This is a genomic window from Micromonospora sp. URMC 107 (assembly GCF_051386315.1).
In the GTDB taxonomy this organism is placed as follows: Bacteria; Actinomycetota; Actinomycetes; order Mycobacteriales; family Micromonosporaceae; genus Micromonospora.
In genome coordinates this window covers 88,031-112,938 of sequence record NZ_JBPQTK010000003.1, presented here as the reverse complement: position 1 = coordinate 112,938, position 24,908 = coordinate 88,031, and the positions used below count along the sequence as shown (strand labels likewise).

21 protein-coding genes are annotated in these 24,908 nt (G+C 74.4%); 9 read left to right on the top strand and 12 right to left on the bottom strand.

What is annotated here, in order from left to right; genetic code table 11:
* Together ACSNN9_RS01315 and ACSNN9_RS01310 are read right to left on the bottom strand one after the other, a co-directional pair.
* On the bottom strand, window positions 1-1,560 hold a 1,560-nt coding region (locus ACSNN9_RS01315; RefSeq protein WP_436670775.1), incomplete at its 3' end, for a phospho-sugar mutase.
* Window positions 1,561-1,608: 48 nt separating this feature from the next.
* Window positions 1,609-3,777, bottom strand: a complete 2,169-nt coding sequence (locus ACSNN9_RS01310) for a protein kinase domain-containing protein (protein WP_436670774.1) — start codon at window positions 3,775-3,777, stop codon at window positions 1,609-1,611.
* A gap of 213 nt (window positions 3,778-3,990) precedes the next feature.
* Here ACSNN9_RS01310 and ACSNN9_RS01305 point away from each other — a divergent pair, with 213 nt between their 5' ends.
* Together ACSNN9_RS01305 and ACSNN9_RS01300 are read left to right on the top strand one after the other, a co-directional pair.
* Window positions 3,991-5,574 carry an acyl-CoA mutase large subunit family protein gene (locus ACSNN9_RS01305; protein ID WP_357875523.1) on the top strand — a complete coding sequence of 528 codons (1,584 nt, stop codon included), beginning with the start codon at window positions 3,991-3,993 and terminating at the stop codon, window positions 5,572-5,574.
* A gap of 702 nt (window positions 5,575-6,276) precedes the next feature.
* A complete protein-coding gene (locus ACSNN9_RS01300; protein ID WP_436670773.1) occupies window positions 6,277-7,536 on the top strand; it encodes an amidohydrolase in 1,260 nt (419 codons plus the stop codon).
* On the opposite strand, the gene ACSNN9_RS01295 is transcribed toward ACSNN9_RS01300, so the two are convergent.
* The gene (locus ACSNN9_RS01295; protein WP_436670772.1) at window positions 7,493-8,482 is read right to left on the bottom strand and encodes a DUF4349 domain-containing protein; all 990 of its coding nucleotides are present in this window, start codon (window positions 8,480-8,482) and stop codon (window positions 7,493-7,495) included. The genes ACSNN9_RS01300 and ACSNN9_RS01295 overlap by 44 nt on opposite strands.
* 116 nt (window positions 8,483-8,598) lie before the next feature.
* Between ACSNN9_RS01295 and ACSNN9_RS01290 the strand changes: the two genes are divergently transcribed.
* The 4 genes from ACSNN9_RS01290 to ACSNN9_RS01275 all read left to right on the top strand — a co-directional run bounded on the left by ACSNN9_RS01290 (window position 8,599) and on the right by ACSNN9_RS01275 (window position 12,027).
* Complete coding sequence (locus ACSNN9_RS01290; RefSeq protein WP_436670771.1) at window positions 8,599-9,228, top strand: MBL fold metallo-hydrolase; 630 nt, start codon at window positions 8,599-8,601, stop codon at window positions 9,226-9,228.
* A 5-nt stretch (window positions 9,229-9,233) separates the two neighbouring features.
* Entirely contained in the window at window positions 9,234-10,184 is a 951-nt protein-coding gene (locus ACSNN9_RS01285; RefSeq protein ID WP_436670770.1) for a hypothetical protein, read from the top strand.
* A gap of 37 nt (window positions 10,185-10,221) precedes the next feature.
* Complete coding sequence (locus ACSNN9_RS01280; protein WP_436670769.1) at window positions 10,222-10,965, top strand: SCO6745 family protein; 744 nt, start codon at window positions 10,222-10,224, stop codon at window positions 10,963-10,965.
* Window positions 10,966-11,064: 99 nt separating this feature from the next.
* The gene (locus ACSNN9_RS01275) at window positions 11,065-12,027 is read left to right on the top strand and encodes a GNAT family N-acetyltransferase (RefSeq protein WP_436670768.1); all 963 of its coding nucleotides are present in this window, start codon (window positions 11,065-11,067) and stop codon (window positions 12,025-12,027) included.
* 90 nt (window positions 12,028-12,117) lie between these two features.
* Here ACSNN9_RS01275 and ACSNN9_RS01270 read toward each other — a convergent pair whose 3' ends face one another.
* Window positions 12,118-12,573, bottom strand: a complete 456-nt coding sequence (locus tag ACSNN9_RS01270; protein ID WP_358085396.1) for a gamma-glutamylcyclotransferase — start codon at window positions 12,571-12,573, stop codon at window positions 12,118-12,120.
* A gap of 166 nt (window positions 12,574-12,739) precedes the next feature.
* Here ACSNN9_RS01270 and ACSNN9_RS01265 point away from each other — a divergent pair, with 166 nt between their 5' ends.
* Window positions 12,740-14,143: an NAD(P)H-quinone dehydrogenase gene (locus ACSNN9_RS01265; protein ID WP_436670767.1), complete on the top strand. Its 1,404-nt coding sequence runs from the start codon at window positions 12,740-12,742 to the stop codon at window positions 14,141-14,143.
* Here ACSNN9_RS01265 and ACSNN9_RS01260 read toward each other — a convergent pair.
* Both ACSNN9_RS01260 and ACSNN9_RS01255 read right to left on the bottom strand, forming a co-directional pair.
* Window positions 14,121-14,741: a DUF998 domain-containing protein gene (locus ACSNN9_RS01260; RefSeq protein ID WP_436670766.1), complete on the bottom strand. Its 621-nt coding sequence runs from the start codon at window positions 14,739-14,741 to the stop codon at window positions 14,121-14,123. The two genes, ACSNN9_RS01265 and ACSNN9_RS01260, sit on opposite strands and share 23 nt — an antisense overlap.
* Before the next feature lie 94 nt (window positions 14,742-14,835).
* On the bottom strand, window positions 14,836-15,486 hold the full coding sequence (locus ACSNN9_RS01255; RefSeq protein WP_436670765.1) for a DedA family protein: 651 nt from the start codon (window positions 15,484-15,486) through the stop codon (window positions 14,836-14,838).
* Window positions 15,487-16,001: 515 nt separating this feature from the next.
* On the opposite strand from ACSNN9_RS01255, the gene thrS reads away from it, so the two are divergent.
* Entirely contained in the window at window positions 16,002-17,219 is a 1,218-nt protein-coding gene (thrS, locus tag ACSNN9_RS01250) for a threonine--tRNA ligase (RefSeq protein ID WP_436670764.1), read from the top strand.
* A gap of 47 nt (window positions 17,220-17,266) precedes the next feature.
* Here thrS and ACSNN9_RS01245 read toward each other — a convergent pair whose 3' ends face one another.
* The 4 genes from ACSNN9_RS01245 to ACSNN9_RS01230 all read right to left on the bottom strand — a co-directional run bounded on the left by ACSNN9_RS01245 (window position 17,267) and on the right by ACSNN9_RS01230 (window position 21,984).
* Entirely contained in the window at window positions 17,267-19,192 is a 1,926-nt protein-coding gene (locus tag ACSNN9_RS01245; protein ID WP_436670783.1) for an ABC transporter ATP-binding protein, read from the bottom strand.
* Window positions 19,193-19,320: 128 nt separating this feature from the next.
* Window positions 19,321-21,054, bottom strand: a complete 1,734-nt coding sequence (locus ACSNN9_RS01240; RefSeq protein ID WP_436670763.1) for an ABC transporter ATP-binding protein — start codon at window positions 21,052-21,054, stop codon at window positions 19,321-19,323.
* Complete coding sequence (locus tag ACSNN9_RS01235; RefSeq protein WP_436670762.1) at window positions 21,048-21,512, bottom strand: MarR family winged helix-turn-helix transcriptional regulator; 465 nt, start codon at window positions 21,510-21,512, stop codon at window positions 21,048-21,050. The genes ACSNN9_RS01240 and ACSNN9_RS01235 overlap by 7 nt, the downstream gene beginning before the upstream one ends.
* Window positions 21,513-21,537: 25 nt before the next feature.
* Window positions 21,538-21,984 carry a DoxX family protein gene (locus tag ACSNN9_RS01230; RefSeq protein ID WP_436670761.1) on the bottom strand — a complete coding sequence of 149 codons (447 nt, stop codon included), beginning with the start codon at window positions 21,982-21,984 and terminating at the stop codon, window positions 21,538-21,540.
* An 83-nt stretch (window positions 21,985-22,067) separates the two neighbouring features.
* On the opposite strand from ACSNN9_RS01230, the gene ACSNN9_RS01225 reads away from it, so the two are divergent.
* Window positions 22,068-22,676 (top strand): TetR/AcrR family transcriptional regulator, encoded by a 609-nt coding sequence (locus tag ACSNN9_RS01225; protein WP_436670760.1) that lies wholly within the window; start codon window positions 22,068-22,070, stop codon window positions 22,674-22,676.
* Between the two features lie 67 nt (window positions 22,677-22,743).
* Here the strand turns inward: ACSNN9_RS01225 and ACSNN9_RS01220 are convergent, their stop codons facing one another.
* Both ACSNN9_RS01220 and ACSNN9_RS01215 read right to left on the bottom strand, forming a co-directional pair.
* A complete protein-coding gene (locus ACSNN9_RS01220; protein ID WP_436670759.1) occupies window positions 22,744-24,183 on the bottom strand; it encodes a GuaB1 family IMP dehydrogenase-related protein in 1,440 nt (479 codons plus the stop codon).
* A gap of 85 nt (window positions 24,184-24,268) precedes the next feature.
* The gene (locus ACSNN9_RS01215) at window positions 24,269-24,889 is read right to left on the bottom strand and encodes a LysE/ArgO family amino acid transporter (RefSeq protein ID WP_436670758.1); all 621 of its coding nucleotides are present in this window, start codon (window positions 24,887-24,889) and stop codon (window positions 24,269-24,271) included.
* Between the last annotated feature and the right edge of the window lie 19 nt (window positions 24,890-24,908).

Sequence of the window (24,908 nt, the reverse complement as noted above, 5' to 3'; positions counted from 1 at the left end):
GCCGGTGCGCAGGATCACCACGTCCGCCTCGGGGAGCAGGTCCTGCGCCTCGGTGACCGGCTGCCCGAGCAGCGCCGTCGGGGTGGCGGCCCGGATCCGGGCCATCGCGGCGGCGATCTCGCGCAGGTCGTCCACCCGCACCGAGAGCTGGTCGGTGTGGTGCACGCCGAACTCGGCGGCCAGCTCGTCCAGCCGGTCGGTCAGGGTGCGCCCCCGCGCCTTGAGCCCGGCGGCCAGCTCGGCCACGGTCAGCGCGGCGGTGATGCCGTCCTTGTCGCGTACGTGCTCCGGGGCGACGCAGTAGCCGAGCGCCTCCTCGTAGCCGAAGACCAGCGGCTCAACCCCGCCGCCGGCCCGTACGATCCACTTGAACCCGGTCAGCGTCTCGTCGTAGGGCAGGCCCCGGGCGGCGCACATCGCCCGCAGCAGGGACGACGACACGATCGTGGTGGCGTACAGACCGGTCACGCCGCGCCGCATGAGGTGGTCGGCCAGCAGCACCCCCACCTCGTCGCCGCGCAGCATCCGCCAACCGGGCGGGTTCCCGTCCGGCTGGGCCGGACCGGCGACCTCGCCGCCCGCGCTCGCCGCCGGACCCGTGTCCCGGACGGCCACCGCGCAGCGGTCCGCGTCCGGGTCGTTGGCGATGGCGATGTCCGCGCCGGTCGCCTCGGCCAGCGCGACCAGCCGGTCCACCGCCCCCGGCTCCTCCGGGTTGGGGAAGGAGACGGTCGGGAACGCCGGATCCGGCTCCGCCTGCTCGGGCACCACGCCGGGCACGGGGAAGCCCGCCCGGGCGAACGCCGCGGTGAGCACCGCCGCACCCACCCCGTGCAGCGGCGTGTACGCCACCGCCAGGTCGCGCGACCCGTCCTGGTCGATGACGGCGGTGGCCCGCTCCACGTAGGAGACCACCAGGTCGTCGCCGAGCACCTGCCCGGCCGGCCCGAGCGGCACCTCGGCCAGCGGCCCGACCGACCGGATCGCGGCCTCGATGCCGGCGTCCGCCGGCGGCACGATCTGGGCGCCCGCGCCGAGCGCGCCGCCCAGCTCCGCGCCGAGGTAGACCTTGTAGCCGTTGTCCTGCGGCGGGTTGTGGCTCGCGGTGACCATCACCCCGGCGACCGCCCCGAGGTGGCGCACCGCGTAGGCGAGCACGGGGGTGGGCAGCGGGCGGGGCAGCAGCAGCGCCGGGCGTCCCGCGCCGGTGGCGACCTGGGCGGTCCGCTCGGCGAACTCGCGGGAGCCGTGCCGGGCGTCGTACCCGATCACCAGCGGGCCGGTGCCGCCCTGGGCGGCGAGCCAGCCGACCAGCCCGGCGGCGGCCTGGGTGACCACGGCGAGGTTCATCCCGTTGGGGCCGGCGCGCAGTGGGCCGCGCAGCCCGGCGGTGCCGAAGGTCAGCGGGCCGGCGAACCGGTCGGCCAGCTCCGGGGCGCTCGCCGGCAGGCGGTCGAGCACCGCCCGCAGCTCCTCCCGGCTGGCCGGGTCGGGATCGTCGTCGAGCCAGCGCCGCGCTTGCTCGCGAATGTCGTCGATGTCAGTGGTTTCCGCCGGCATGTCTCTTGATAGCACGCCGGCGGATCACCACCGCGCCTAGCCCGGGGCTCAGCCGGCCTCGGTGAGCTGGAACGACTTCACCATCTCGTCGAAGATCGGCTTGCTGTCGGCGAACTTCGCGTCGGTCGAGGTGAGATAGAACGAGTACACCTTGCCCCCGTGGACCACGCCGCGCCACACGCCGTGCCGCTTGGCCTCGCCCTCGCCACAGGTGTACTCGAACTCGGCCGCCGCCTTGCCGACCCACTGCACCTCGTTCATGGCGAGCTGGGCGTACGGCTTGGCGCAGGACTTGGAGCGGTTCTTCAGGGTGTCCTGGGCGACCTCCGCCCAGCGCATCGAGGTGGTGCGGAAGTCCTCCACCACGATCCGGACCTTGCGGCCCTCGTCCTCCGGGTCGATGTAGTCCACCCAGACGCCGGCGCTCTTGACCTCCCAGCCCTGCGGCACCTTGACCCGTACGCCCTTGCCGGCGTACTCCGTCATCTCGGGCACGCCGGCGGCCGGGGCCTGCGAGGTCGGGGCGGCCTGCGGGACGGTCGGCGCCTCGTCGTCGCCGCCGCTGAACAGGACGACCGCCCCGATCAGCAGCAGCACGGCCAGGCCGCCGGCGGCGGCGAGCTGCATCTTGCGCGGCCAGCCCTTGACCGTGCCGAGGACCTGGTTGCCGACGGCGCCCACCCGACCGGCGAAGCCGCCGCCGGAGCCGGCCGCGCCCGGCGCGGTGGCCGGGGTCGCCCACGCCTGCCCGGTGCCGGGCACCGACCACTGGCCGCCGCCGTACGTCCCGCCGAGCTGCTGGGTCGCCTCGGGCGGCGGTGCGCCGAAGACGGGGGATCCGGCGCTCACCCGCTGGGTGGCCTCCGACGGGGCGCCGAAGGCGGGGACGCCGGTCCCCACCCGCTGGGTCGTCTCCGTCGGACCGCTGAAACCGACCAGGCCGGCGGCGTTGGTCCGCAACTGCTGGGTGGCGTCCGACCCGCCGGGCGTCACCCGCTGGGTCGCCTCGGCGCCGCCGTAGGTGCGGCCGGCCGGCGCGGGCCCGCCCGGCGCCGGCATCGCGCCGGTGGGGGTGTGCAGCGGCCCGGCCAGGGCGTCGGCGCTGGTGTCGTCCATCGCGGCGGGGCTGGCGGGGAGGGCGGCCTGCGCGGGCCGCTCGCCCCGGCGCAGCGCCGCCAGCCGGTCGGTGAGCGACTCGCCGGGGTTGAGCATCGCCCGCCCGCCGATCTGCCCGCTCGGCTTCGGCTGCTCCGCCGGGGCGGCGGGCGGGGCCGGCACCGCCCGGGGGACCGGGACCACGGAGTAGGGATCGGTCATCGAGTTCACCGCGGCGGCGTTGCTGGTCAGCGGGCCGGCGAGCAGCTCGCGCAGCATGGCCCGGGCGGTGTGCACGTCGAGGCGGCGGGCCGGGTCCTTCTCCAGCAGGCCCATCAGCACCCGGGCCAGCGGCCCGCTGCGCTGCGGCGGGGCGGGCGGATCCTCGACCACGGCGTGCATGGTCTCGATCGGGTCGCCCTTGTCGAACGGGGGCCGCCCCTCCACCGCCGTGTAGAGCGTGACGCCCAGCGAGAAGAGGTCGCTCGGCGGGCCGAACTCCTGGCCCATCGCCCGCTCGGGGGAGATGAAGTGCGGCGAGCCGAGCACCATCCCGGGGGTGGTGAGCTGCACGTCCGTGGGCATCCGCGCCACGCCGAAGTCGGTCAGCACGCAGCGCCCGTCGGCGCAGATGAGCACGTTGGCCGGCTTGACGTCGCGGTGCAGCACGCCGATCGCGTGCGCCACCTCGAGCGCACCGAGCAGCGCGATGCCGATCTTGGCGACCACCCGCTGCGCGACCGGCCCGTCCTCGATCACCATGTCGGCGAGGCTGCGGGCGTCGAGCAGCTCCATGACGATCCACGGCCGGCCGCCCTCGGTGACCACGTCGTAGACCTGGACCACGGCCGGGTGCTGGATCGCGGCCGCCGCGCGAGCCTCGCGCAGGGTGCGCTCGTACATGGCGTCGCGGTCGCTCGGGGCCAGCCCCGGGGGCAGGACGACCTCCTTGACGGCCACGTCCCGCCGCAGGAGTGTGTCCGTGGCACGCCACACCGTGCCCATGCCGCCGTTGCCCACCGCCGAACGCAGCGAGTAACGGTCACCGATGGTCGTGCCGGGGGTCGCGCGTCCGTTGGGGGGACTGACTGGTCCGCCGCTCCACGTCGGGATCTGAGTCACAGAAAAGCCACCGGGGGAATTCGAGGGGGGCTGGGACACAACCCCCCTATCTTGCTGGTTCCGACGCCCGATGCGAAACCCGACGCGGCGGACGTTTACCGAACTGGACAGTACGTATCCGAACGTTCACCTCTCGTCGATGCCCGTCGACCCGTCCACCGGTGTGCGGTATCCCTCACCCGCCGACGCCGCCGCGCGTCCTACCATCCGCTAATGAGCGAACCGCGGTCAAGCGAGTCCGGTTTCCCGATCAAGGGCGTCTACACGGCGGCGGACCTTCCGGAGGAACTGGACTCCCGGCTCGGCGGACCGGGCGAGTTCCCGTACGCGCGCGGGGTCTACCCCACCATGTACACCTCCCGCCCCTGGACCATGCGCCAGTACGCCGGCTTCGGCACCGCCACCGAGTCCAACGCGCGGTACCACCAGTTGTTGCGGGCCGGCACGATGGGTCTCTCCGTCGCCTTCGACCTGCCGACGCAGATGGGCTACGACTCCGACGACCCGATCGCGCACGGCGAGGTGGGCAAGGTCGGGGTGGCCATCGACTCGATCGACGACATGCGGCTGCTCTTCGACGGCATCCCGCTGGACAAGGTCTCCACCTCGATGACCATCAACGCGCCCGGCTCGGTGCTGCTCCTGCTCTACCAGCTCGTGGCCGAGGAGAACGGCGTGCCCGGCTCGGCCCTGAACGGCACGATCCAGAACGACATCCTCAAGGAGTACATCGCCCGCGGGACGTACATCTTCCCGCCGAAGCCCTCGCTCCGGCTGGTGGCCGACACCTTCGGCTACTGCCGCAAGGAGGTGCCGAAGTGGAACACCATTTCCATCTCCGGCTACCACATGGCCGAGGCCGGCGCGTCGCCCGCGCAGGAGATCGCGTTCACCCTGGCCAACGGCGTCGAGTACGTCCGGGCCGCGCTGGAGGCCGGGCTGGCCGTGGACGACTTCGCGCCCCGGCTGTCGTTCTTCTTCGTCGCCCGCACCACCCTGCTGGAGGAGGTGGCCAAGTTCCGGGCCGCCCGCCGGATCTGGGCCCGGCTGATGCGCGACGACTTCGGCGCCCGGAACCCGAAGTCCATGATGCTGCGCTTCCACACCCAGACCGCGGGCGTGCAGCTCACCGCCCAGCAGCCCGAGGTCAACCTGGTCCGGGTGGCGGTGCAGGGCCTCGCCGCGGTGCTCGGCGGCACCCAGTCGCTGCACACCAACAGCTTCGACGAGGCGATCGCGCTGCCCACCGAGAAGGCGGCCCGGCTGGCGCTGCGCACCCAGCAGGTGCTGGCGTACGAGACGGACCTGACCGCCACCGTCGACCCGTTCGCCGGCTCGTACGTGGTGGAGGCGATGACCGCCGAGATCGAGGCGGCGGCGACCGAGCTGATGGAGCGGGTGGCCGACCACGGCTCGGCGGTCGACGCCATTGAGGCCGGCTTCCAGAAGCGGGAGATCGAGCAGTCCGCGTACCGGATCGCGCAGGAGATCGACTCCGGCGATCGGGTGGTGGTGGGCCTCAACCGGTTCACCATCGACGAGGAGGAGCCGTACGAGCCGCTGCGGGTCGACCCGACGATCGAGGCGGCGCAGGCGGAGCGGCTGGCCCGGCTGCGCGCCGAGCGCGACGGCGGGGCGGTCGAGCGGGGGCTGGCCGAGCTGCGCGCCGCCGCGGAGGGCACCGGGAACGTGCTCTACCCGATGAAGGAGGCGCTGCGGGCCCGCGCCACCGTGGGCGAGGTCTGCGGCACCCTGCGCCAGGTGTGGGGGCTCTACCGGCCGACCGACCGGTTCTGATCACCCGACCGACGGCCGTCGGCTCTCCCGTCGCGGCGGGGCGGGCGGCCGTCGGCGTCGGCCCGACGGCTCGTCGCCGCCGCGCCGTAACCGGCCGGTCCACCTGCGGGTAACGCCCGGCCCACGGGGCGTTTGCGCTGGTCGCGGGCGTCCGGGCGGAGCGCTACAGTCGGAGGATGCTCCGCCGCCGATCGGCGGCGCAGACGCGCGGAGCGGGCCCCGGCGACGCCGCCGGAAGGGCTCGGCGCGCGGCGCGGCGCGTCGTGGTCCACCGGCCACGGCGTGTGCCGGACGGGTTCGGGGGTATCCCGACCGGGTGGACGCGGACGCACACGGTGTGCGGTTGGTCCGGGACGGAGCGTGTGACCGTCTCGGGTGCCCTTGGTCGGGCGCGGTCGGGTAATTGTCGGAGTGTCAGTTCACCTGACCGACTAATGCGACAATTCGGAACGACGGCTCTCGAGATCGACTTCGATTTCGCGACCGCCGTTCCGGTTACGCGTTGTAGGAGGTGTGGGGCAGATGACGGCGTTCGACCGGGATCTACCTGCTGTCCCGCAGATCTACGAGCGCTCCGAGCAGGGCATACGTGACGCTGCGCGGTCCGATCACTACGGGAACGACGTTGCGCAGCGTCACCGGAGGTCTAGGCTGTCTGCGGTTCCTGATGATCCATCCATCTCTAGCGAACGAGAATTCGACGTGACGAGTGCGTTGACGCTACCCACCGGCAACCAGCTGGCGTCGTCCTGGCCGGAGGCGCCGTCCGGGTCGCAGCCCCTGCCGTTCGAGCTGGACCACCTGCTCGCCCTCCGGGTGCCCGGGCTGATCGCCACCCGTCGCCACATCCACTCGCACCCGGAGCTCTCCGGCGAGGAGTTCGAGACGGCCGCCCTGATCGCCCGGGAGCTCACCCTGGCCGGGCTGAGGCCGCGGCTGCTGCCGAAGGGCAACGGGGTCATCTGCGACATCGACGGCCGCCCCGACGGCCCGGTGGTCGCGCTGCGCGCCGACATCGACGCCCTGCCGCTGACCGACTCGAAGGACGTGCCGTACCGCTCCACGGTGGACGGCGTCTGCCACGCCTGCGGTCACGACGTGCACACCACCGTCATGCTCGGCGTCGGCATGCTGCTGGCCCAGCTCGCCGACCTCGGCGAGCTGCCCGGCCGGGTCCGGCTGATCTTCCAGCCCGCCGAGGAGATCCTGCCCTGCGGCTCGCTGGAGGTGATCGAGGCCGGCGGCCTGGACGACGTGGTGCAGATCTTCGCGCTGCACTGCGACCCCAACCTGCCGGTCGGGCAGATCGGCCTGCGGGTCGGCCCGATCACCGCCGCCGCCGACAACGTCACCGTCCGGCTCACCGGCCCGGGCGGGCACACCGCCCGCCCGCACCTGACGGTCGACCTGGTCGACGCGCTGGGCCGCCTGATCACCGAGGTGCCGGCCCTGGTCAGCCGCCGGGTGCCGGCCAACAGCGGGCTGCTGCTGGTGTTCGGCCACGCCTCGGCCGGCACCCGTTACAACGTCATCCCCTCCGAGGCGTGCGCCTCCGGCACCCTGCGGGTGATGGACCGCGACACCTGGGAGCTGGCCCCCAAGATCGTGGGTCAGGTGGTCCGGGACGTGGTCGCCCCGACCGGGGCCACGGTCGACCTGGAGTACCTGCGGGGCCGCCCGCCGGTGTGCAACGACTCCCGGGCCATCCAGGTGCTGACCGCCGCCACCACCGCCACGCTCGGGCCGGAGGGCGTCGCCGAGACCCCGCAGAGCATGGGCGGCGAGGACTTCTCCTGGTACCTGGAGTACGTCCCCGGCGCGCTCGCCCGGCTGGGCGTCGGCCGCTCCGGCCCGAACGTGGACCTGCACCGGGCCTCGTTCGACGTGGACGAGCGGGCCATCCCGGTCGGCGTACGGCTCATGGTCCAGACCGCGCTGCGGGCACTGGCGGCGGCGCGGTAGCCGGCAGCGGCGCGGCCGGTCCGGCCGGCGTCATCGCCGGCGGCGTCCTGCGCCGCCGCCGGCGCAGCACCAGCAGCAGCACCGTCAGCGGTACGCCGATCGCCAGCAGCCACGGCAGCACCGCACCCAGCACCGTCAGCAGGATGGTCATGGAGGTCAGGAAGACCTTCCAGCCACCCTCGAGCCCCACCAGGAAGCCGACCTCGGTCTCCTCGTCCGCGGTGCTCGCGTCCGGACCGACCAGCGACACGGTGATCGTCGACAGGCTGGTCAGGTCCGCCAGCCGCTCCTTCTTCGCCTCCAGCGACGCCAGGTCCGCCTCGCGGCGGGACAGCTCGTTCTCGAGCGAGACCAGGTCGCTGATCGAGGTGGCCCGGGCCAGCAGCTTGCGGGCGCTCTCCACCCGGGCGCGCTGGGTGATGATCCGCGCGTCCAGGTCGACCATCTGCTCGGTGACGTCCTCGGTGCGGATCTCCCGCCGCTGCTGCCGGCCCAGCTTCGCCAGCTCGTCGACGACGCCGTGGAACTTCGCCGCCGGCACCCGCAGCTCCAGTTCGGCCCGCGCGTCCGCGTCGGCGCTGCGCCGCTGGTCACCGCCGACGAAACCGCCGGCCGCCGTGACCGTGGCGATCGCGCTGCGCGCCGCCTCGTCCACATCGTCCACCTGCACGCGCATCGTGCCGGTGTAGATTATGGAGCGCTGGTCGACCCGCAGGTCCGGCGCGCCGGCGCCGGCGCCCTGCTCGGCCTTGCCCCCGCCCCGCTCCGCCGCGCCGCCCGCCTGGTCCGCCGCGCCCCCGGCCCGGTCCCGATCCGCCGGGGCCGCCGCCGGGGCGCTGTCGGCGTTGTCGCGCGCGTCGCTGCCGCAGCCCGCCAGCGCGAGCAGCGCCACCAGCGCGGCGGCCGTCAGTCGTACGCCCCGACGTCGCCGTTCCCGTCCGTCCATCCCGCCTCCATCGTCCTCGCCCCCGTGCGGGGCGATACCTCAGACGTGACGCGCCACCACGCCGGTTCCGGCAGACTGCGCTGAGGACATCACGATTCGATAATCTTGGAGTCACGATGCAGCTCACCAAGTACGCGCACTCCTGTCTGCGGGTGGAGCACGACGGGGGAGTGCTGGTCATCGACCCGGGGGTGTTCAGCGAGGCGGCGGCGCTCGACGGGGCGGACGCGGTGCTGATCACCCACGAGCACCCCGACCACCTCGACGTCGGGGCGGTCACCCGGCAGCTCGACCGGCGCCGGTTCGTCATCCACGGTCCGGCGTCGCTGGCCGGCACCCTGGGCGACGCCGCCGAGGCGCTCGACGCGGTCCGACCCGGACAGTCGTTCACGGCCGCCGGCGTGCCGGTACGCGCCTACGGCGGGCGGCACGCCGTGATCCACCCCGACATCCCGGTGGTGGACAATCTGGCATACCTGCTGGACGACGTGGTCTACCACCCCGGGGACAGCCTGGTCGTCCCCGAGGACACCCAGGTCGACACGCTCTTCCTGCCGATCCACGCCCCGTGGACGAAGTTCTCCGAGTCGCTGGACTTCCTCCGGGCGGTCGCCCCACGCCGGGCGTACGCGCTGCACGACGGGCTGCTCAACGACAACGGGCTCAACGTGCTCAACGGCAACTTCGCCCGGCTGTCCGAGGTGGACTACCGCCGGCTCGAACCGGGCACCCGGATCGACGCCTGACGGCGATGCCCGGCCCGTCCCGAGAGCTGGTGCACCAGCTCTACACCACCTCCCCGGACCGGTTCGTCGCGATCCGCGACGAGGCCGTCGCCGAGGCCCGCCGCGCCGGCGACCCGAAGACCGCCCGGGAGATCGCCCGGCTGCGCCGGCCCACCGTGGCCGCCTGGCTGGTCAACCTGCTCGCCATCCGCCGCCCCGAGCTGGTCGCCGACCTGGCCCAGCTCGCCGAGGCGCTACGCACCGCCCAACGTGAGCTGCGCGGACCCCGGCTGCGGGAACTCTCCACCCAGCGGCGGGCGGTGGTCGGCGCGCTCGTCGCCGAGGTGCGCAAGCTGGCGGCCGGGGCCGAGGGTGCCCCGTCGGCCGGCAAGCTGCCGCTGGCCGAGGTGGAGGCCACCCTCAACGCCGCGCTCGCCGACACCGCCGTCGCCGAACAGGTCCGCTCCGGCCGGCTGCTCAAGGCCGCCACCTACGCCGGCTTCGGCGAGGTGCCCCGCCCGCAGCTGCGTCTGGTGACCGGTGGGGAGGAGCCGGAACCGGCGCCCCGGCCCGAGCCGGCGGGCAGGCAGCGGCGCGACGCCGACCGGAGCGCGCTCCGCGCCGAGCAGGCGGAACGGGCCGCCCGGGCGGAGCGGGCACGCCGACGGCGGGCGCTGGAGAAGGAACTGGCCAAGGCGCGTACCGACCAGGACCGGGCCGAGGCGGAGCTGGCCGACGCGACGACGACCGAGCGCGACGGCGTCGCGGCCCTGGACGCGATCGAGGCGGAGCTGGCCGAGCTGGAGCGGCGGCGGGCCGTCGCCGAGCAGGACCTGAGCCGGGCGCGGCTGGCGCGGCGCGGGGCGGAACGGATGGTGACGGCCGCGCGTCGCCGCGCCGGCGAGGTCGAGGCGGCGGTGGAGGCCCTCGACGCCGAAGAGGGGGCTGCCGAGTCGGACGGTGGCGCGGCAGACTGACCCCTGTGGACGGACGGGTCGACCGGGGAACGGGCGGATGACGCCGGAACAGGCCGCCGCGGCCAGCAAGCCGGTAGTGCTGGAGCTCGGCGACCTCTTCACCCGCTGCCCGACCACCCTGCGTCGGGCGCGACTGCTCGGCATCTCCGGCTGGGCGTTCTACGTCACCGGGCGGGCCGGCGCCCTCGGCGACGTCCGCGCCGAGACGGTCGCCGCCGCCCTCGGCTTCCTGGCCCCCGACGCGGTCGCCGACGGCTGGGACGCGGCCCGACGGGTCGTCCCGCCGGTCGAGGTGGCCGCCGCCACCCTGGCCGAGTGCTGCCGGTGGGGCGAGGAGCGGCTCGACCCCCTTCCCGGGGTCAGTCGGCTCGCCGCCCTGCTCGGCCGCGCGATCGACGCCGCGGACGCCAGCGGCATGCCGCTTTTCGCCGCCTGGCGGGCCATGCCGGTGCCGGTCCGGACGGCCGGCGCCCGGGCCGCCGTCGGCCTGCGCCTGCTCCGGGAGCACTTCGCCGGGGCGCACCTGATCGCGGTCCGGGCCAGCGGGATGACCCCGCTGGAGGCGGTGCTCGCCGGGCCGGACGGGGAGGCGGGGGCGGTCGCCTGCGGCTGGCTGCCGCCGTACCCGCCGGTCGGGCCGTTGGTTCGGCGGCGGCTCTGGGCCGAGGCGGTGACCGACCGGCTGGCCTCGCCGGCGTTCGCGGCGCTCGGCCCGGCAGACGGCGCCCAGCTGGTGGAACTGCTCATCGCGACCAGGACGCACCTGACCGAGCAGGGCTGAGCCGCCCCGGCCCGGCGTCCGTGGCCCGGCGCCTGGAGTCGCGGCAGCGGTCGGAAAAATCGGCGGCGCCGCCTCGGTCCGCCTGCCAGGATCGCCCCCGTGACTCTCCCCGCCGGCTGGCACGCCCGCCGCCCCACCCTGGACGACGTACCGGCGATCCTCGCGGTGGTGCACGCCGCCGACACGTTCGCCATCGGCCACCCGGACTTCACCGCCGACGACGTGCGCGGCGCGCTGACCGCGCCCAACGTCGACCCGGAGCGGGACTCCTGGGTGGTGACCGGTCCCGACGGCACGCTGGTCGCCTGGGCGATGCTGGACAACCCGACCGGGGCGGGACGGGAGTTCGTCGACGTGTTCGTCGACCCGGACCGGGGCGCGTCGGTGCGGGCGCCGCTGCTGGCCCGGCAGGTGGAGCGGGTGGCCGGGCGGGCCGCGGAGCGTGGCCTGCCGGCCCTGACCGTGCGGTGCCCCGCCTACCCGCCCGAGCGCCGGTGGGTCGAGGAGCTGGTCGCCGCCGGGTTCGGCTTCGTCAAGCGCTACCAGGTCATGAGCCGGTCGCTGACGGGGGTGCCCGGCGAGCCGCCGCCACCGCCGCCCGGGGTGACGGTCCGCCCGCTGCGTCCTGGCGACGAGTCGGAGCTGCGCGACTTCCACCGGGTCTACGACACCGCCTTCCGCGACACCCCCGACTACGAGCCGCTGGCCTACGACCGCTGGCGGGCCCGGATCGCGGCCGACACGGCCTGGGACGAGTGGTTCGTCGCCGAGGTGGACGGGCGGCCCGCGGGCGTCCTCCAGTCCTCCGACCAGGCGCTCGACCGCAACGAGGGCTGGGTAAAGAACCTCGCCGTGCTGCCCGGTCACCGGCGCCGGGGGGTGGGCGCGGCGCTGCTGAGCCACGCGTTCGCCCGGTACGCCGCGAAGGGCCGGGAGTCCGCCGGCCTCGGGGTCGACCTGGCCAACCCGACCGCCCCGCTGTCGCTCTACCTCTCGGTGGGGCTGCGCGAGGTGCGCCGGGTCGACCTGTACGAGTTGGTCGTCCCGGCCGCCGGTGTGTGATTGACGACGCCGACCGGGGCCGGCTGGAGGCCCCGCCCGGCTCCGGAGCAGACTGGGGCCGTGGGATACGCGCTGGGCCGACGATACGGGCTAGGCCGACGCGGTGCCGGTGGGGCGGGACCGCAGCTCGGTGACGTAGTCGTCCGGCGCGCCCGCCTTCTCGGCGGCGTTCGCGATCTCCGAGAGGTACCACGCCGTGGGCAGCCCGCCCTCGTACCCGTCGAAGACGTAGATCCACGCGGTCACGTCGCCGTCGAGGGTCGAGACGCGCACGTGCAGCTTGCGGTACGTGCCGGCGGCCACCCCCTCGAGCTCGTCGAGCTGGGCGGCGTCGTAGGGGTGGATGTCGTAGATCGCCACGAAGACCCGGTCGCCGGGGGACTCGACGACCGTGCTGACCGCACCCTCCCAGCCGATCACGTTCTCGCCCGCGAAGGTGAGTCGCCAGCCTTCCAGCCAGCCGGTGCCCACCATCGGCGAATGCGGACAGTAGGCGCGCATGCGGGCGGGGTCGAGGTTTGAGCCGTAGGCGGCGTGATGACGCACGGCGATGACGATAGCCCGCCCGCCGGGTGGGGGAGAATACGACAGTGCGTGTCGGACGCGTTCGGGAGAAGAAAGTCACTGTGAGCATTCGGTCGGGGGCGGGCACGGTGAGCGCGAGGAGTGCGGCGGAGCGGAGCCCCGCAGCCGCGAACGAAAGGATGGCCCTGTGAGCCGGATCGTGATCATCGGCGGTGGACCGGCCGGTTACGAGGCGGCCCTGGTCGCCGCGCAGCTGGACGCTGATGTCACCGTCGTGGAGGCCGAGGGCGCCGGCGGGGCCTGCGTGCTGTCCGACTGCGTGCCGTCGAAGACCTTCATCGCCAGCTCGGAGGTGGTCACCGGCTACCGGGACACCGAGGAGTTCGGGGTGCACTCCGACGGGCTGGAGGCGGTCACCGTCGACGCCAGCGCGGTGCACGAGCGGGTCAAGCGCCTCGCGCTCGCCCAGTCCGCCGACATCCACGCCAAGCTGGTCAAGGCCGGGGTGAACTTCGTGTCGGGCACCGCGCGGCTCGGCGAGGACACCCTCGGCCACACCCACCGGGTGCTCGTCACCCCGACCGACGGCGGCGAGGAGCAGTCGATCGCCGCGTCGACCGTGCTGGTCGCCACCGGCGCCACCCCGCGCCAGCTGCCCACCGCCGTCCCCGACGGTGAGCGCATCCTGACCTGGCGCCAGGTGTACGACCTGCCGGAGCTGCCCGAGCACCTCGTCGTGGTCGGCTCCGGCGTCACCGGCGCGGAGTTCGCCAGCGCCTACCTGGCCATGGGCGTGCAGGTGACCCTGGTCTCCAGCCGCGACCGGGTGATGCCGCACGAGGACGCCGACGCGGCGATGGCGATCGAGCGGGTCTTCCGCAACCGGGGCATGAGCATCCTGAACAACTCCCGGGCGGACGCGGTCCGGCGCACCGCCGACGGGGTGGAGGTCGAGCTCTCCGACGGCCGCAAGGTGGCCGGCTCGCACGCGCTGATCGCGGTCGGCTCCATCCCCAATACCGCCGACCTGGGCCTGGCCGAGTACGGCGTCGCGCTGGCCCGGGGCGGCTACGTCACCGTCGACCGGGTCTCCCGGACCAACGTGCCCGGCATCTACGCCGCCGGCGACTGCACCGGCGTGCTGCCGTTGGCCAGCGTGGCCGCCATGCAGGGGCGGATCGCGATGTGGCACGCGCTCGGCGAGGCGGTCCGGCCGCTGCGGCTGCGTACCGTCGCGGCGAACGTGTTCACCGACCCGGAGCTGGCCACCGTGGGCGTCTCGCAGGACGAGGTCGACGCGGGCAAGGTGCCGGCCCGGCAGGTCATGCTGCCGCTGGACGGCAACGCCCGCGCCAAGATGGACGGCCTCGCCGACGGCTTCGTCAAGCTCTTCTGCCGCCCGGCCAGCGGCCAGGTGGTGGGCGGCGTGGTGGTGGCGCCGAAGGCGAGCGAGCTGATCCTGCCGATCACCATGGCGGTGGAGAACAACCTCACGGTCAACGAGCTGGCGCAGACGATCACGATCTACCCGAGCCTCTCCGGCTCCATCACGGAGGCCGCCCGCCAGCTCATGCTGCACGAGCTGGAGTGACCCGCCGCAGCAGGGTGAGCGCGACGACGACGAGCATCGCGACCTCGGTGAGGATGAGCAGCCGCTCGACCAGGCCGAGCAGCAGCCGGTCGCCGGGGTAGGCCGACCAGACCATCGCCGCCGCCAGCGCCACGCTGGCCGTGGCGAGGCCGCGTACCCGGCGGCCGGCGGCGTCGGGCAGGCGTCGGGCGAGCAGCCAGCCGGCGGCCGGCAGCGCCAGGAAGGCGACCACCGAGGCGTACCGGTGGACGTGGGCGGCGGCGTCCATGGGCAGGCCGGGCTCGTTCGTCGGCACCACCGCGGCCAGCAGCAGCCCGCCGACCCAGGCGGCCAGGAGCGCCTCGGCCGCCCGCTTCGGTCCGGCGGCGGCCGGCCGGTGGGCGTGCCAGAGGGCGGGAAGGAGCACGGCGGTGGCCGCCGCGAGCACCACCATCGCGACGTCGATCGCCCCGCCCCGGTCCGAGACGGCGTAGTCGCTGACGGTCAGCGCCCACGGGTCCAGGTCCTCGTTCACCTCGACGTGGCCGATCAGGGCGAGCAGCGCCGCCAGGGCGATCCCGCCGAGGGCCAGCAGTCCACTGTTCCGGGTTCCGCGCATGGCTCAGCCTGTCGCGGAGGGAACCCCAGACGGATCCGGGCCGCCCACCGAGATCGATCCCCGGGACCACCCCTAGGCGGCGCCGCGCGGGCGGTCACTCCGCCCCGGGCGCGTCCGTCCGCACCGGGACGGCGACCGGCACCACCGCGACCGCTTCGGCCGCCCGCCGGGCGCCGACGACGGTCATGGCCAGGCCCGCCGCCGCGAAGCCGGCCGCCGCGACCGCCGCGATCAGCGCCAGCCGCCACGCCGACCCGGTGAGCGCCGTCCCGCCGAGGTGCCCGACCAGCCCGCCGTACGTGGCCCAGCCGAGCGCCGCCAGGCCCTCGTAGAGCAGGAAGAGCCGGTACGGGTACCGGCTGCGGCCGGCCGAGAAGCAGGCCGCCATCCGGCCGCCCGGCACGAAGCGGCAGAGCAGGATCACGAGCGGCCCGGGCCGGCGCAGCCCCTGGGTGACCCGGCTGGCGACGCGCCGGGCCCGGCCCCGCTCGATGTCGCGGGGTGCCCGGCGGTCCGGCGCGCCCCGCCCGAGCAGGTAGCAGGCCAGGTCCCCGACGAAGACCCCGAGCGCGCCGACGGCGATGGTCACCGGCAGGTTCAGCCCGCCGTACACGGTGAGGGCGCCGCCGGTGATCATCACGACCTGGGTGGGGACCACCGGGACGAAGGCGTCCGCGACCAGCAGCGCGAGCAGCGCGAGGTACGCCCAGGCCGGCGACGCGACCTCAGTGAGTAGTTCGGGCACGACTGCCACCTCGCCGGACGGGGCCGATTGCGGGTACCGAGCCTGACGGGTCGTCCGGCGTCACGGGGCGCGACCCTGGCTCGTGGTGACCACCGACACGGCAGGGCCACCGGACACAACGAGCGGACGCACCCGCAGGTGACGGCCCCGCGGACCGTCGAGGGTCGGCGGATCGGAGCGGCCCGGCGTACCGTTGGCGACGCGCGGCCCCACGACCCTCGGGTCCCCCGTTCCTGACGGTCCGGCGCCCCGCCCCCGTGCCGCGCGGCGCGCCGAGCCGTGCTCCCGCCCACGCCGTCCGGGTGCCGGACCGCCGCGGAAAACCGGCTGCGGTCCGCGCGGGCGGGGACGTACCGTCGCCGTATGCGCAGTGCGGTATCCACCACGACGCCGGGAGACCCCGGCGCGCCGTACTGACCTGACCGTCGACGAGGCCCCGGGGCGATCCGCCCCGGGGCCTCGTCGCGTCCGGTGACCGGGTCGCCTCCGGGCCGTACCCGATCAAGGAGCGCGACATGATCGACCACCGCAGACTCGGCCGGGAGCTGGAGCTGTTCGGCTCCGACCCGCTGGCCGGCGCCGGGCTGCCGCTCTGGCTGCCGGCGGGCGCCGCCGCCCGGCACGCCGTCGAGGAGTACGTCCGCGAGCTGGAGCGCCGGGCCGGCTACCGGCACGTGCTCACCCCGCCGCTGGGCAGGCGGGAACTCTTCGAGCTCTCCGGCCATCTCGGCTACTTCGCCGACGACATGTTCCCGCCGATGGCGCTCGGCGCCGACGACGAGTTCGTGCTGCGGCCGGCGCTCTGCCCGCACCACGCCCTGGTGTTCCGGGCCCGGGGCCGCTCCTACCGGGAGCTGCCGCTGCGGATCGCCGAGCTGGGCGGCATGTATCGCGCCGAGCGCTCCGGGGTGCTCGGCGGGCTGTCCCGGGTGCGCGCCATCTCGCTCAACGACGCGCACAACTTCTGCGCGCTGGAGCAGGTGGGCGAGGAGGTCGTCGAGATCCTCCGGCTGATCCGCGAGGCGCACGCCGCGCTCGGCGTACGGCCGGCGGGGTTCCGGCTGTCGCTGCGCGGGCCGGGGGAGAAGTACGTCGGGGACGACGCCCAGTGGGCGCGGGCCGAGGGGCTGCTCCGCGCCGCGCTCGACGGGGTGGCGTTCACCGAGGCCCCGGGGGAGGCCGCGTTCTACGGTCCGAAGATCGACATCCAGGTGCTGGACGCCGCCGGCCGCGAGTTCACCCTCTCCACCGTCCAGCTCGACTTCGACAAGCCGGAGCGGTTCGACCTGTCGTACACCGACGCGTCCGGGGCGCGGCGGCGGCCGGTGATGGTGCACCGGAGCCTCGTCGGCAGCATGGAGCGCCTCTTCGCGTACCTGATCGAGGTGCACGAGGGCGCCTTCCCCGCCTGGTACGCCCCGGTGCAGCTGGTCGTGCTGCCCGTCGGGGACGAGCAGGCCGGGGCGGCGGCCCGGCTCGCCCGCGACGCGCTGGCCGCCGGGCTGCGCGTCGAGGTCGACGGGGCCGGTTCGCTGGGCTCCCGCATCCGCGACGCGGCCCGCGCCCGGGTCCCGTACGCCGCCGTCGTCGGCCCCCGCGAGGCGGCCGAGGGCGCGGTCGCGCTGCGGTTGCGCGGCGGCCGTGCCCTGGACCCGATGCCCGCCGCCGACGCCCTCCGGCTGATCGGCGCGGTGGTGGCCGACCGCGCCCCGACCCTGCTGCCGGCCGGCTGAGCCCGACCCCGACGGCCGCCCGCCCCGCGCCACCGGCGGCCCGCCCCTCACCGGGTGGACCCCTCGAGCGGGGCGGGCTCGGGGTCGGGGTCGGGCTGGAGGGCGGCGGTGAACTGCGACCGGTAGAGGCGGTGGTACGCGCCCCGCGCGGCGAGCAGCTCGTCGTGCGTGCCCTGCTCCACGATCCGGCCGTCCTCCATCATCAGGATCAGGTCGGCGTCGCGGATGGTGGAGAGCCGGTGCGCGATGACGAAGCTCGTCCGGTCCGACCGCAGCGCCGCCATCGCCCGCTGGAGCAGCACCTCGGTGCGGGTGTCCACCGAGCTGGTCGCCTCGTCCAGGATCAGCAGCGACGGCTCGGCGAGGAAGGCCCGGGCGATCGTGATGAGCTGCTTCTCGCCGGCGCTGACGTTGCTGCCCTCCTCGTCGATCACCGTGTCGTAGCCGTCGGGCAGGCTGCGCACGAACCGGTCCACGAACGTCGCCCGGGCCGCGGCGACGATCTCCTCCTCGGTCGCCCCGGGCCGGCCGTACGCGATGTTGTCGCGGATGGTGCCGCCGAAGAGCCAGGTCTCCTGGAGCACCATGCCGATCCGACCGCGCAGGTCGTCGCGGCGCATCGTGGTGACGTCCACCCCGTCGAGCGTGATCCGGCCGGCGTCCAGCTCGTAGAAGCGCATGATCAGGTTGACCAGCGTGGTCTTGCCGGCCCCGGTCGGCCCGACGATGGCCACCGTGTGCCCGGGCTCGGCGACCAGGGAGAGATCCTCGATCAGCGGCTTGTCCGGGGCGTACCGGAAGGAGACGTTCGCGAACTCGACCCGGCCGTGCGGGTCGCGCACCCGGGCCGGCTCGACCGGGTCGGGGCTCTGCTCCTCGGCGTCGAGCACGGCGAAGACCCGCTCGGCGGAGGCCACCCCGGACTGGAGCAGGTTCGCCATCGAGGCGACCTGGGTGAGCGGCTGGGTGAACTGCCGGGAGTACTGGATGAACGCCTGCACGTCGCCGAGGCTCATCGACCCCGACGCCACCCGCAGGCCGCCCACCACGGCGATCGCCACGTAGCTGAGGTTCCCGACGAACATCATCGCCGGCATGATGATCCCGGAGATGAACTGGGCGCCGAAGCTCGCCCGGAACAGCTCCTCGTTCTTCGCGGTGAAGGCGGTTTCCACCTCACGCTGCCGGCCGAAGACCTTGACCAGCTCGTGGCCGGTGAACGCCTCCTCGATCTGGCCGTTCAGCTCGCCGGTGTGCGCCCACTGGGCGATGAACTGCCGCTGCGACCGCTTGGCGATGCTGGTGGTGACGACCACCGAGACCGGGACGGCGACGAGGGCCACCAGGGCGAGCAGGGGCGAGATCCAGAACATCATGGCCAGCACGCCGACCACGGTGAGCAGCGAGGTGAGCAGCTGGCTCAGCGTCTGCTGGAGGCTGGTCGAGATGTTGTCGATGTCGTTGGTGACGCGGCTGAGCAGCTCGCCCCGGGGCTGCCGGTCGAAGTAGGGCAGCGGCAGCCGGTTGAGCTTCTCCTCCACGTCGGCGCGCAGCCGCAGCACCGTGCGCTGCACCACCCCGTTGAGCAGCCAGCCCTGCCACCACATCAGCACGCTGGACGCCAGGTAGAGCCCGAGCGCCAGCAGCAGCACCCGCGCCAGCGCGGCGAAGTCGATGCCCACGCCGGGCACCACGTCCATCCGGGCGAGCATGTCGGCGAAGTTGTCGTTGCCGGCCGCCCGCGCGGCGGCCACCGCCTGGTCGGCGGTGGTGCCCGCCGGCAGCTGCCGGCCGATCACACCCGTGAAGATCAGGTCCGTGGCCCACCCGAGCACCTTCGGCCCGACCACGCCGAGCCCCACGCTGACCACCGCCAGCGCGATCACGGCGACGAGCTGGAGGCGCTGCGGGCGCAGCCGGCCCAGCAGCCGCCGGGCCGAGGGCCCGAAGTTCATCGACCGCTCGGCGGGCATCCCGATGCTCGCGTGCGGACCGCCGCGCTGCCCGCCGGGCGGCAGCCGCGTCGGCGTCCGCGCGTCGGCGGCCGGCTTCTGCTGCGGTACGGCGCTGCCGTGCCTGTCGCTCCGCTCGCTCCGCTCGCTCACGCGACCACCTCCGTGGTGTTCTGCGACGCCACGATCTCGGCGTACGTCGGGCAGGTGAGTAGCAGTTCGTCGTGTCGGCCGATCCCGACCACGCCCCCGTTCTCGAGCACGACGATCTGGTCGGCGCCGACGATGGTGGAGACCCGCTGCGCCACGATCACCACGGCGGCGTCCGAGGTGACGGGGCGCAGCGCCGCCCGCAGCCGCGCGTCGGTGCCGAGGTCGAGCGCGGAGAACGAGTCGTCGAAGAGGTAGATCTCCGGCCGCCGGACCAGGGCCCGCGCGATGGCCAGTCGCTGCCGCTGCCCGCCCGAGACGTTCGTGCCGCCCTGCGCGATCGGCGACTCCAACCCGTCGGGCATCGCCTCGACGAAGTCCCGCGCCTGGGCGATCTCCAGCGCGTCCCAGAGTTCCGCGTCGGTCGCGTCCGGGTTGCCGTAGCGCAGGTTGCTCGCCACGGTCCCGGTGAACAGGTACGGCCGCTGCGGCACCAGCCCGATCCGGCGCCACAGCTCGTCCGGCGCCAGGTCCCGTACGTCGACGCCGTCGACCAGCACCGTGCCGGCGGTCGCGTCGACCAGCCGGGGGACGAGCGACAGCAGGGTGGTCTTGCCCGCGCCGGTGCTGCCGATGACCGCCGTCGTCGTCCCCGGCGTCACCCGGAACGACACGTTGCGCAGCACCGGCTCGGCCGCGCCCGGGTACTGGAACCCGACGTCGCGCAGTTCCAGCTCGCCCCGGGCCGTCACCTCGGTCACGGGGTGGGCGGCGGGCACCACGGAGGAGTCGGTGTCGAGCACCTCGACGATCCGCTCGGCGCAGACCGCCGCGCGCGGCACCATCATCAGCATGAAGGTGGCCATCATGACGGCCATCAGGATCTGCATCAGGTACTGCAGGAAGGCGGTGAGGGAGCCGACCTGGATCGCCCCGGCGTCCACCCGCTGGGCGCCGAACCAGAGCACGGCGACGCTGGAGACGTTGAGCACCAGCATCACCACCGGGAAGATCAACGCCATCAGGCGGCCGATGCGCAGGGCGGTCGCGGTGAGGTCGGCGTTCGCCGTGGCGAAGCGTTCCGTCTCGTACGGCTCCCGGACGAACGCCCGCACCACCCGGATGCCGGTGATCTGCTCGCGCAGCACCCGGTTGACCGTGTCGATGCGGGTCTGCATGAGCCGGAAGCCCGGCACCATCCGCCGGATGACCAGCCACAGGGCGACGGCCAGCACGGGCACGCTGACCAGCATCAGCCAGGAGAGCCCGACGTCCTCGCGCAGCGCCATCACCACGCCGCCGACGCTCATGATGGGCACGGCGACGAGCATCGTGCAGCTCATCAGCACGAGCATCTGCACCTGCTGCACGTCGTTGGTGTTGCGGGTGATCAGCGAGGGCGCGCCGAACCGGGCGACCTCGCGGGCGGAGAAGCGGTTGACGTGCGCGAAGACCGACGACCGGACGTCCCGGCCGAAGGCCATCGCCGCCCGCGCGCCGAGGTAGACGGCCGCGATCGAGCAGACGATCTGGACCAGGCTGACGGCGAGCATCCAGCCGCCGGTGCGCAGGATGTAGTCGGTGTCGCCCCGGGCCACGCCCAGGTCGATGACGTCGGCGTTGAGGCTGGGCAGGTAGAGCGACGCCATCGTGCCGACGAACTGGAGCAGCACCACCGCGGCCAGCGGCCGGTGGTACGGGCGAAGGTGCGTACGCAGCAGCCGGGTCAGCACGTCGGGCCCCCTTCCGGGGCGCCGTGCTCCCCGTTGCCGATGACCTCCAGGAGGAACTCGCGGATCACCGCCGCCTTCGCCGGGTCGGCGTCGACCGAGGTGAGCGGGGCGGCGGAGCGGATCACGGCGGCCAGCGCCTCGACCCGGGCCCGGCCGGCCGGCGTGATTGCGATCTTGACGCTGCGCCGGTCGCTCTTGTCCCGCTGCCGTTCGACGAGGCCCTCGCGGGCGAGGGTGTCGACGATGCCGGTGAGGGTGGCCGGCCGGACGAAGCAGTGCTCGGCGACCGTGCGGTGCGACAGTTCGCCGTGCTCGGCGAGGGTCATCAGCGTGACCATCCCGGCCTGGGTGAGGCCGTGCGCCTCGGCGAGGTAGCGGTTCCACCGCTGCCCGGTGACGTGCCCGGCGACCACGAGCAGTCGCCCGATCGGCACGTCCCGTAGCGTGATCAGTTCCATGGCCGACAGGTTAGCGCCCTGAACGTCAGGCCCCAAACGAAATAGCGGCGGCCACGGCGATGAAGAAGACCTGTTCCACCGTGCGCGGGCCGAGGGGGGTCGCCGGCTTGCCGGCCAGGGTCAGCCCGCGCCGGGCCGCCGAGACGTTCGCCGGGAACATGGCCAGCATCAGCAGGGCCAGCCCGGCCGCGGTCCAGCGGGCGGTCGCCGGCACCAGCAGTCCCGCCGCGCCCACCAGTTCCAGCGCCCCGGTGAGCGTGACCAGCAGGTCGGGTCGGGGCAGGCTGGGCGGCACCATCGCGATCATGTCCGCCCGGTAGGCGGGGGCGAAGTGCGCGACACCGGTCACCACGAACATCAGCGCTAGCCCCACCCGCAGCGCGGGGTGCCAGCCGTCGAGGGCGGCCACGCCGACCAGTCCGGCCAGTCGGGCGAGCGCGGTGCCGACCAGGAGTGCGATCAGCGGAGCCATCCGGTACCTCCTCCGGGGGAACTTGTCGCCGACAAGATTGCGCCCGAGGCGCCATCTTGTCAACAGCAAGATACGATCGCGGCATGACCGGAACGCGCGGCTACCACCACGGCGACCTGCGTCGCGCCCTGCTCGCGGCGGCGGTGCGGGTGATCGAGGAGTCAGGCCCGGCGGCCCTGAGCCTGCGCGACCTGGCCCGCCGGGCGGGCGTCTCGCACGCCGCCCCCGCGCACCACTTCGGCGACAAGTCCGGGCTGCTCACCGCCCTCGCCGCCGAGGGCTTCGAGCTGCTCGCCGAGGCGTTGCACGAGGCCGGCGGCGACCTGCTCGACAGGGGCGTCGCGTACGTCGACTTCGCGGTCGGCCACCGCGCGCACTTCGAGGTGATGTTCCGCCCGGACCTCTACCGGTCCGACGCGGAGGAGCTGGTGACGGCCCGCCAGCGTGCCGGCGACGCGCTGCACTCGGGCGTCGCCGCGCTGCCCGAGGGGCGCCCGACGGCGGCGGACCCGCAGGGCGACGCGCTCGCGGCCTGGTCCATCGTGCACGGCTTCGCCACGCTCTGGCTCTCGGGCGCGCTGCCGCCCCGGGTCGGCGACGACCCCCGATCGGCGGCCCGCGAGGTGATCCACCGCCTCTTCCCGAAGCCGCCCGCGCCGGTCCCGGGCCCGCCGTCACCCGCTGTGCCCTGACGAAGCGGGTCGCCCCGGCCGCCGCCGACGCGGCGTCGTCCACGCGCCCGGTGCCGCGCGGGGCCGGTCACCAGCTGGTGGGCAGCGGCATCCCCTCGGTGTAGCCGGCCGCGCTCTGCACGCCGACCAGGGCCCGCTCGTGGAACTCGGCGAGGTCCCGCGCGCCCGCGTAGGTGAAGGCGCTCCGCACCCCCGCGATGATCTCGTCGATCAGGTCCTCCACGCCGGGGCGGGCCGGGTCCAGGTACATCCGGGCCGAGGAGATGCCCTCCTCGAAGACCGCCTTGCGGGCCCGGTCGTACGCGCTGTCGTCGGCCGTGCGCGCGCTGACCGCCCGCGCCGAGGCCATGCCGAAGCTCTCCTTGTAACGCCGGCCGTCGGCGTCGGTGTAGAGGTCGCCGGGGGACTCGTAGGTGCCGGCGAACCAGGAGCCGATCATCACGTTCGCGGCTCCGGCGGCCAGCGCCAGCGCCACGTCGCGCGGGTGGCGTACGCCGCCGTCGGCCCAGACGTGCCGGCCGAGCTGGCGGGCCGCCGCAGCGCAGTCGAGCACGGCGGAGAACTGCGGCCGGCCCACCCCGGTCATCATCCGGGTGGTGCACATCGCGCCCGGGCCGACGCCGACCTTGACGATGTCGGCTCCCGCCCGCACGAGGTCGCGTACGCCCTCTGCGGTCACCACGTTGCCGGCCGCCACCGGGACCGCCGGGTCCAGCGCGCGCACCGCCCGCAGGGCGGTGATCATCCGTTCCTGGTGGCCGTGCGCGGTGTCCACGACCAGCGTGTCCACCCCCGCCTCCAAAAGCGCCGCCGCCTTGCCGGTCACGTCGCCGTTGATGCCCACCGCGGCGGCGATCCGCAGCCGGCCCCGGTCGTCCACCGCCGGCCGGTAGAGGGTCGCCCGCAGCGCGCCCTGCCGGGTCAGCACCCCGACCAGGCGCCCCTCGGCGTCGACCACCGGGGCGAGGCGGCGCCGGCCCGCCGAGAGCCGGTCGAAGCCGGTACGCGGGTCCGCGTCCGCCGGCACCGTGTGCAGCTCGGTGGACATCACGTGCCGGAGCTGGGCGAAGCGGTCCACGCTGACGGTGTCGGCCTCGGTCACCACGCCGACCGGCCGGCTCTCGTCGTCGATCACCACCACGGCGCCGTGCGACCGCTTCGGCAGCAGGTGGATCGCGTCGCCGACCGTGTCGGTCGGGCCCAGCGTGATCGCGGTGTCGTGCACGAGGTGCCGCCGCTTGACCCAGGCGACGACGTTCGCCACCACCTCGATGGGGATGTCCTGCGGGATGACCGCGATCGCGCCCCGCCGGGCGACCGTCTCGGCCATCCGGCGGCCGGACACCGCCGTCATGTTCGACACCACCAGGGGGATGGTCGTGCCCGTGCCGTCGGTGGTGGCCAGGTCGACGTCGAGCCGCGAGCCCACCTCGGAACGGGCGGGCGCCATGAAGACGTCGTTGTAGGTCAGGTCGTGCGCGGGAGCCGCGCCGTGTAGGAACCGCACCCCGCCATCATTCCCGCCCGCCGGCACCCGCGCCCCCGGCGGTAGCGGAAAACACCCCGGCCGGGCCGTACGCGGCGCCACCCGGTCAGCCCAGCACCAGCCCCACCGCGACCGCGGCCATCACGAGGGCGACCACGCTGTCGACGACCCGCCACGCCACCGGACGGGCCAGCACGGGCGCGAGCCGGTGGGCGGCGGCGCCGAGGGTGGTGAACCAGACCACGCTGGCGAGCGCCGCGCCCGCGCCGAAGACCCAGTGGTGCGGGTGCTGGCGGGCCACCCCGCCGAGCAGGAGGACGGTGTCGAGGTACACGTGCGGGTTGAGGTAGGTGAAGGCGAGGCAGGCCAGCACCGTCGCCCCGAGCGTGGCCGGCGGTCGGTCGGCGGGCGAGAGCGCGCCGGGGCGCAGCGCGCGGCGGGCCGCCAGCACGGCGTACCCGAGCAGGAACGCGGCGCCCAGCCAGCGGGCGGCGGCCAGGGCGGCGGGGTGTTCCGCCAGGGCGCCGCCCATCCCGGCGATCCCGACGCCGATGAGCAGCGCGTCGGAGCCGGCGCAGACGACGATCACGGGCACCACGTGCTCGCGGCGCAGGCCCTGCCGCAGGACGAAGGCGTTCTGCGCGCCGATGGCCGCGATCAGCGCGATCGCCAGGGAGAAGCCGGCGGCGGCGGAACCGGCCGGGGAGCTGCTGAGGATGTCGGGCACGACTCGACGCTACGAGGCG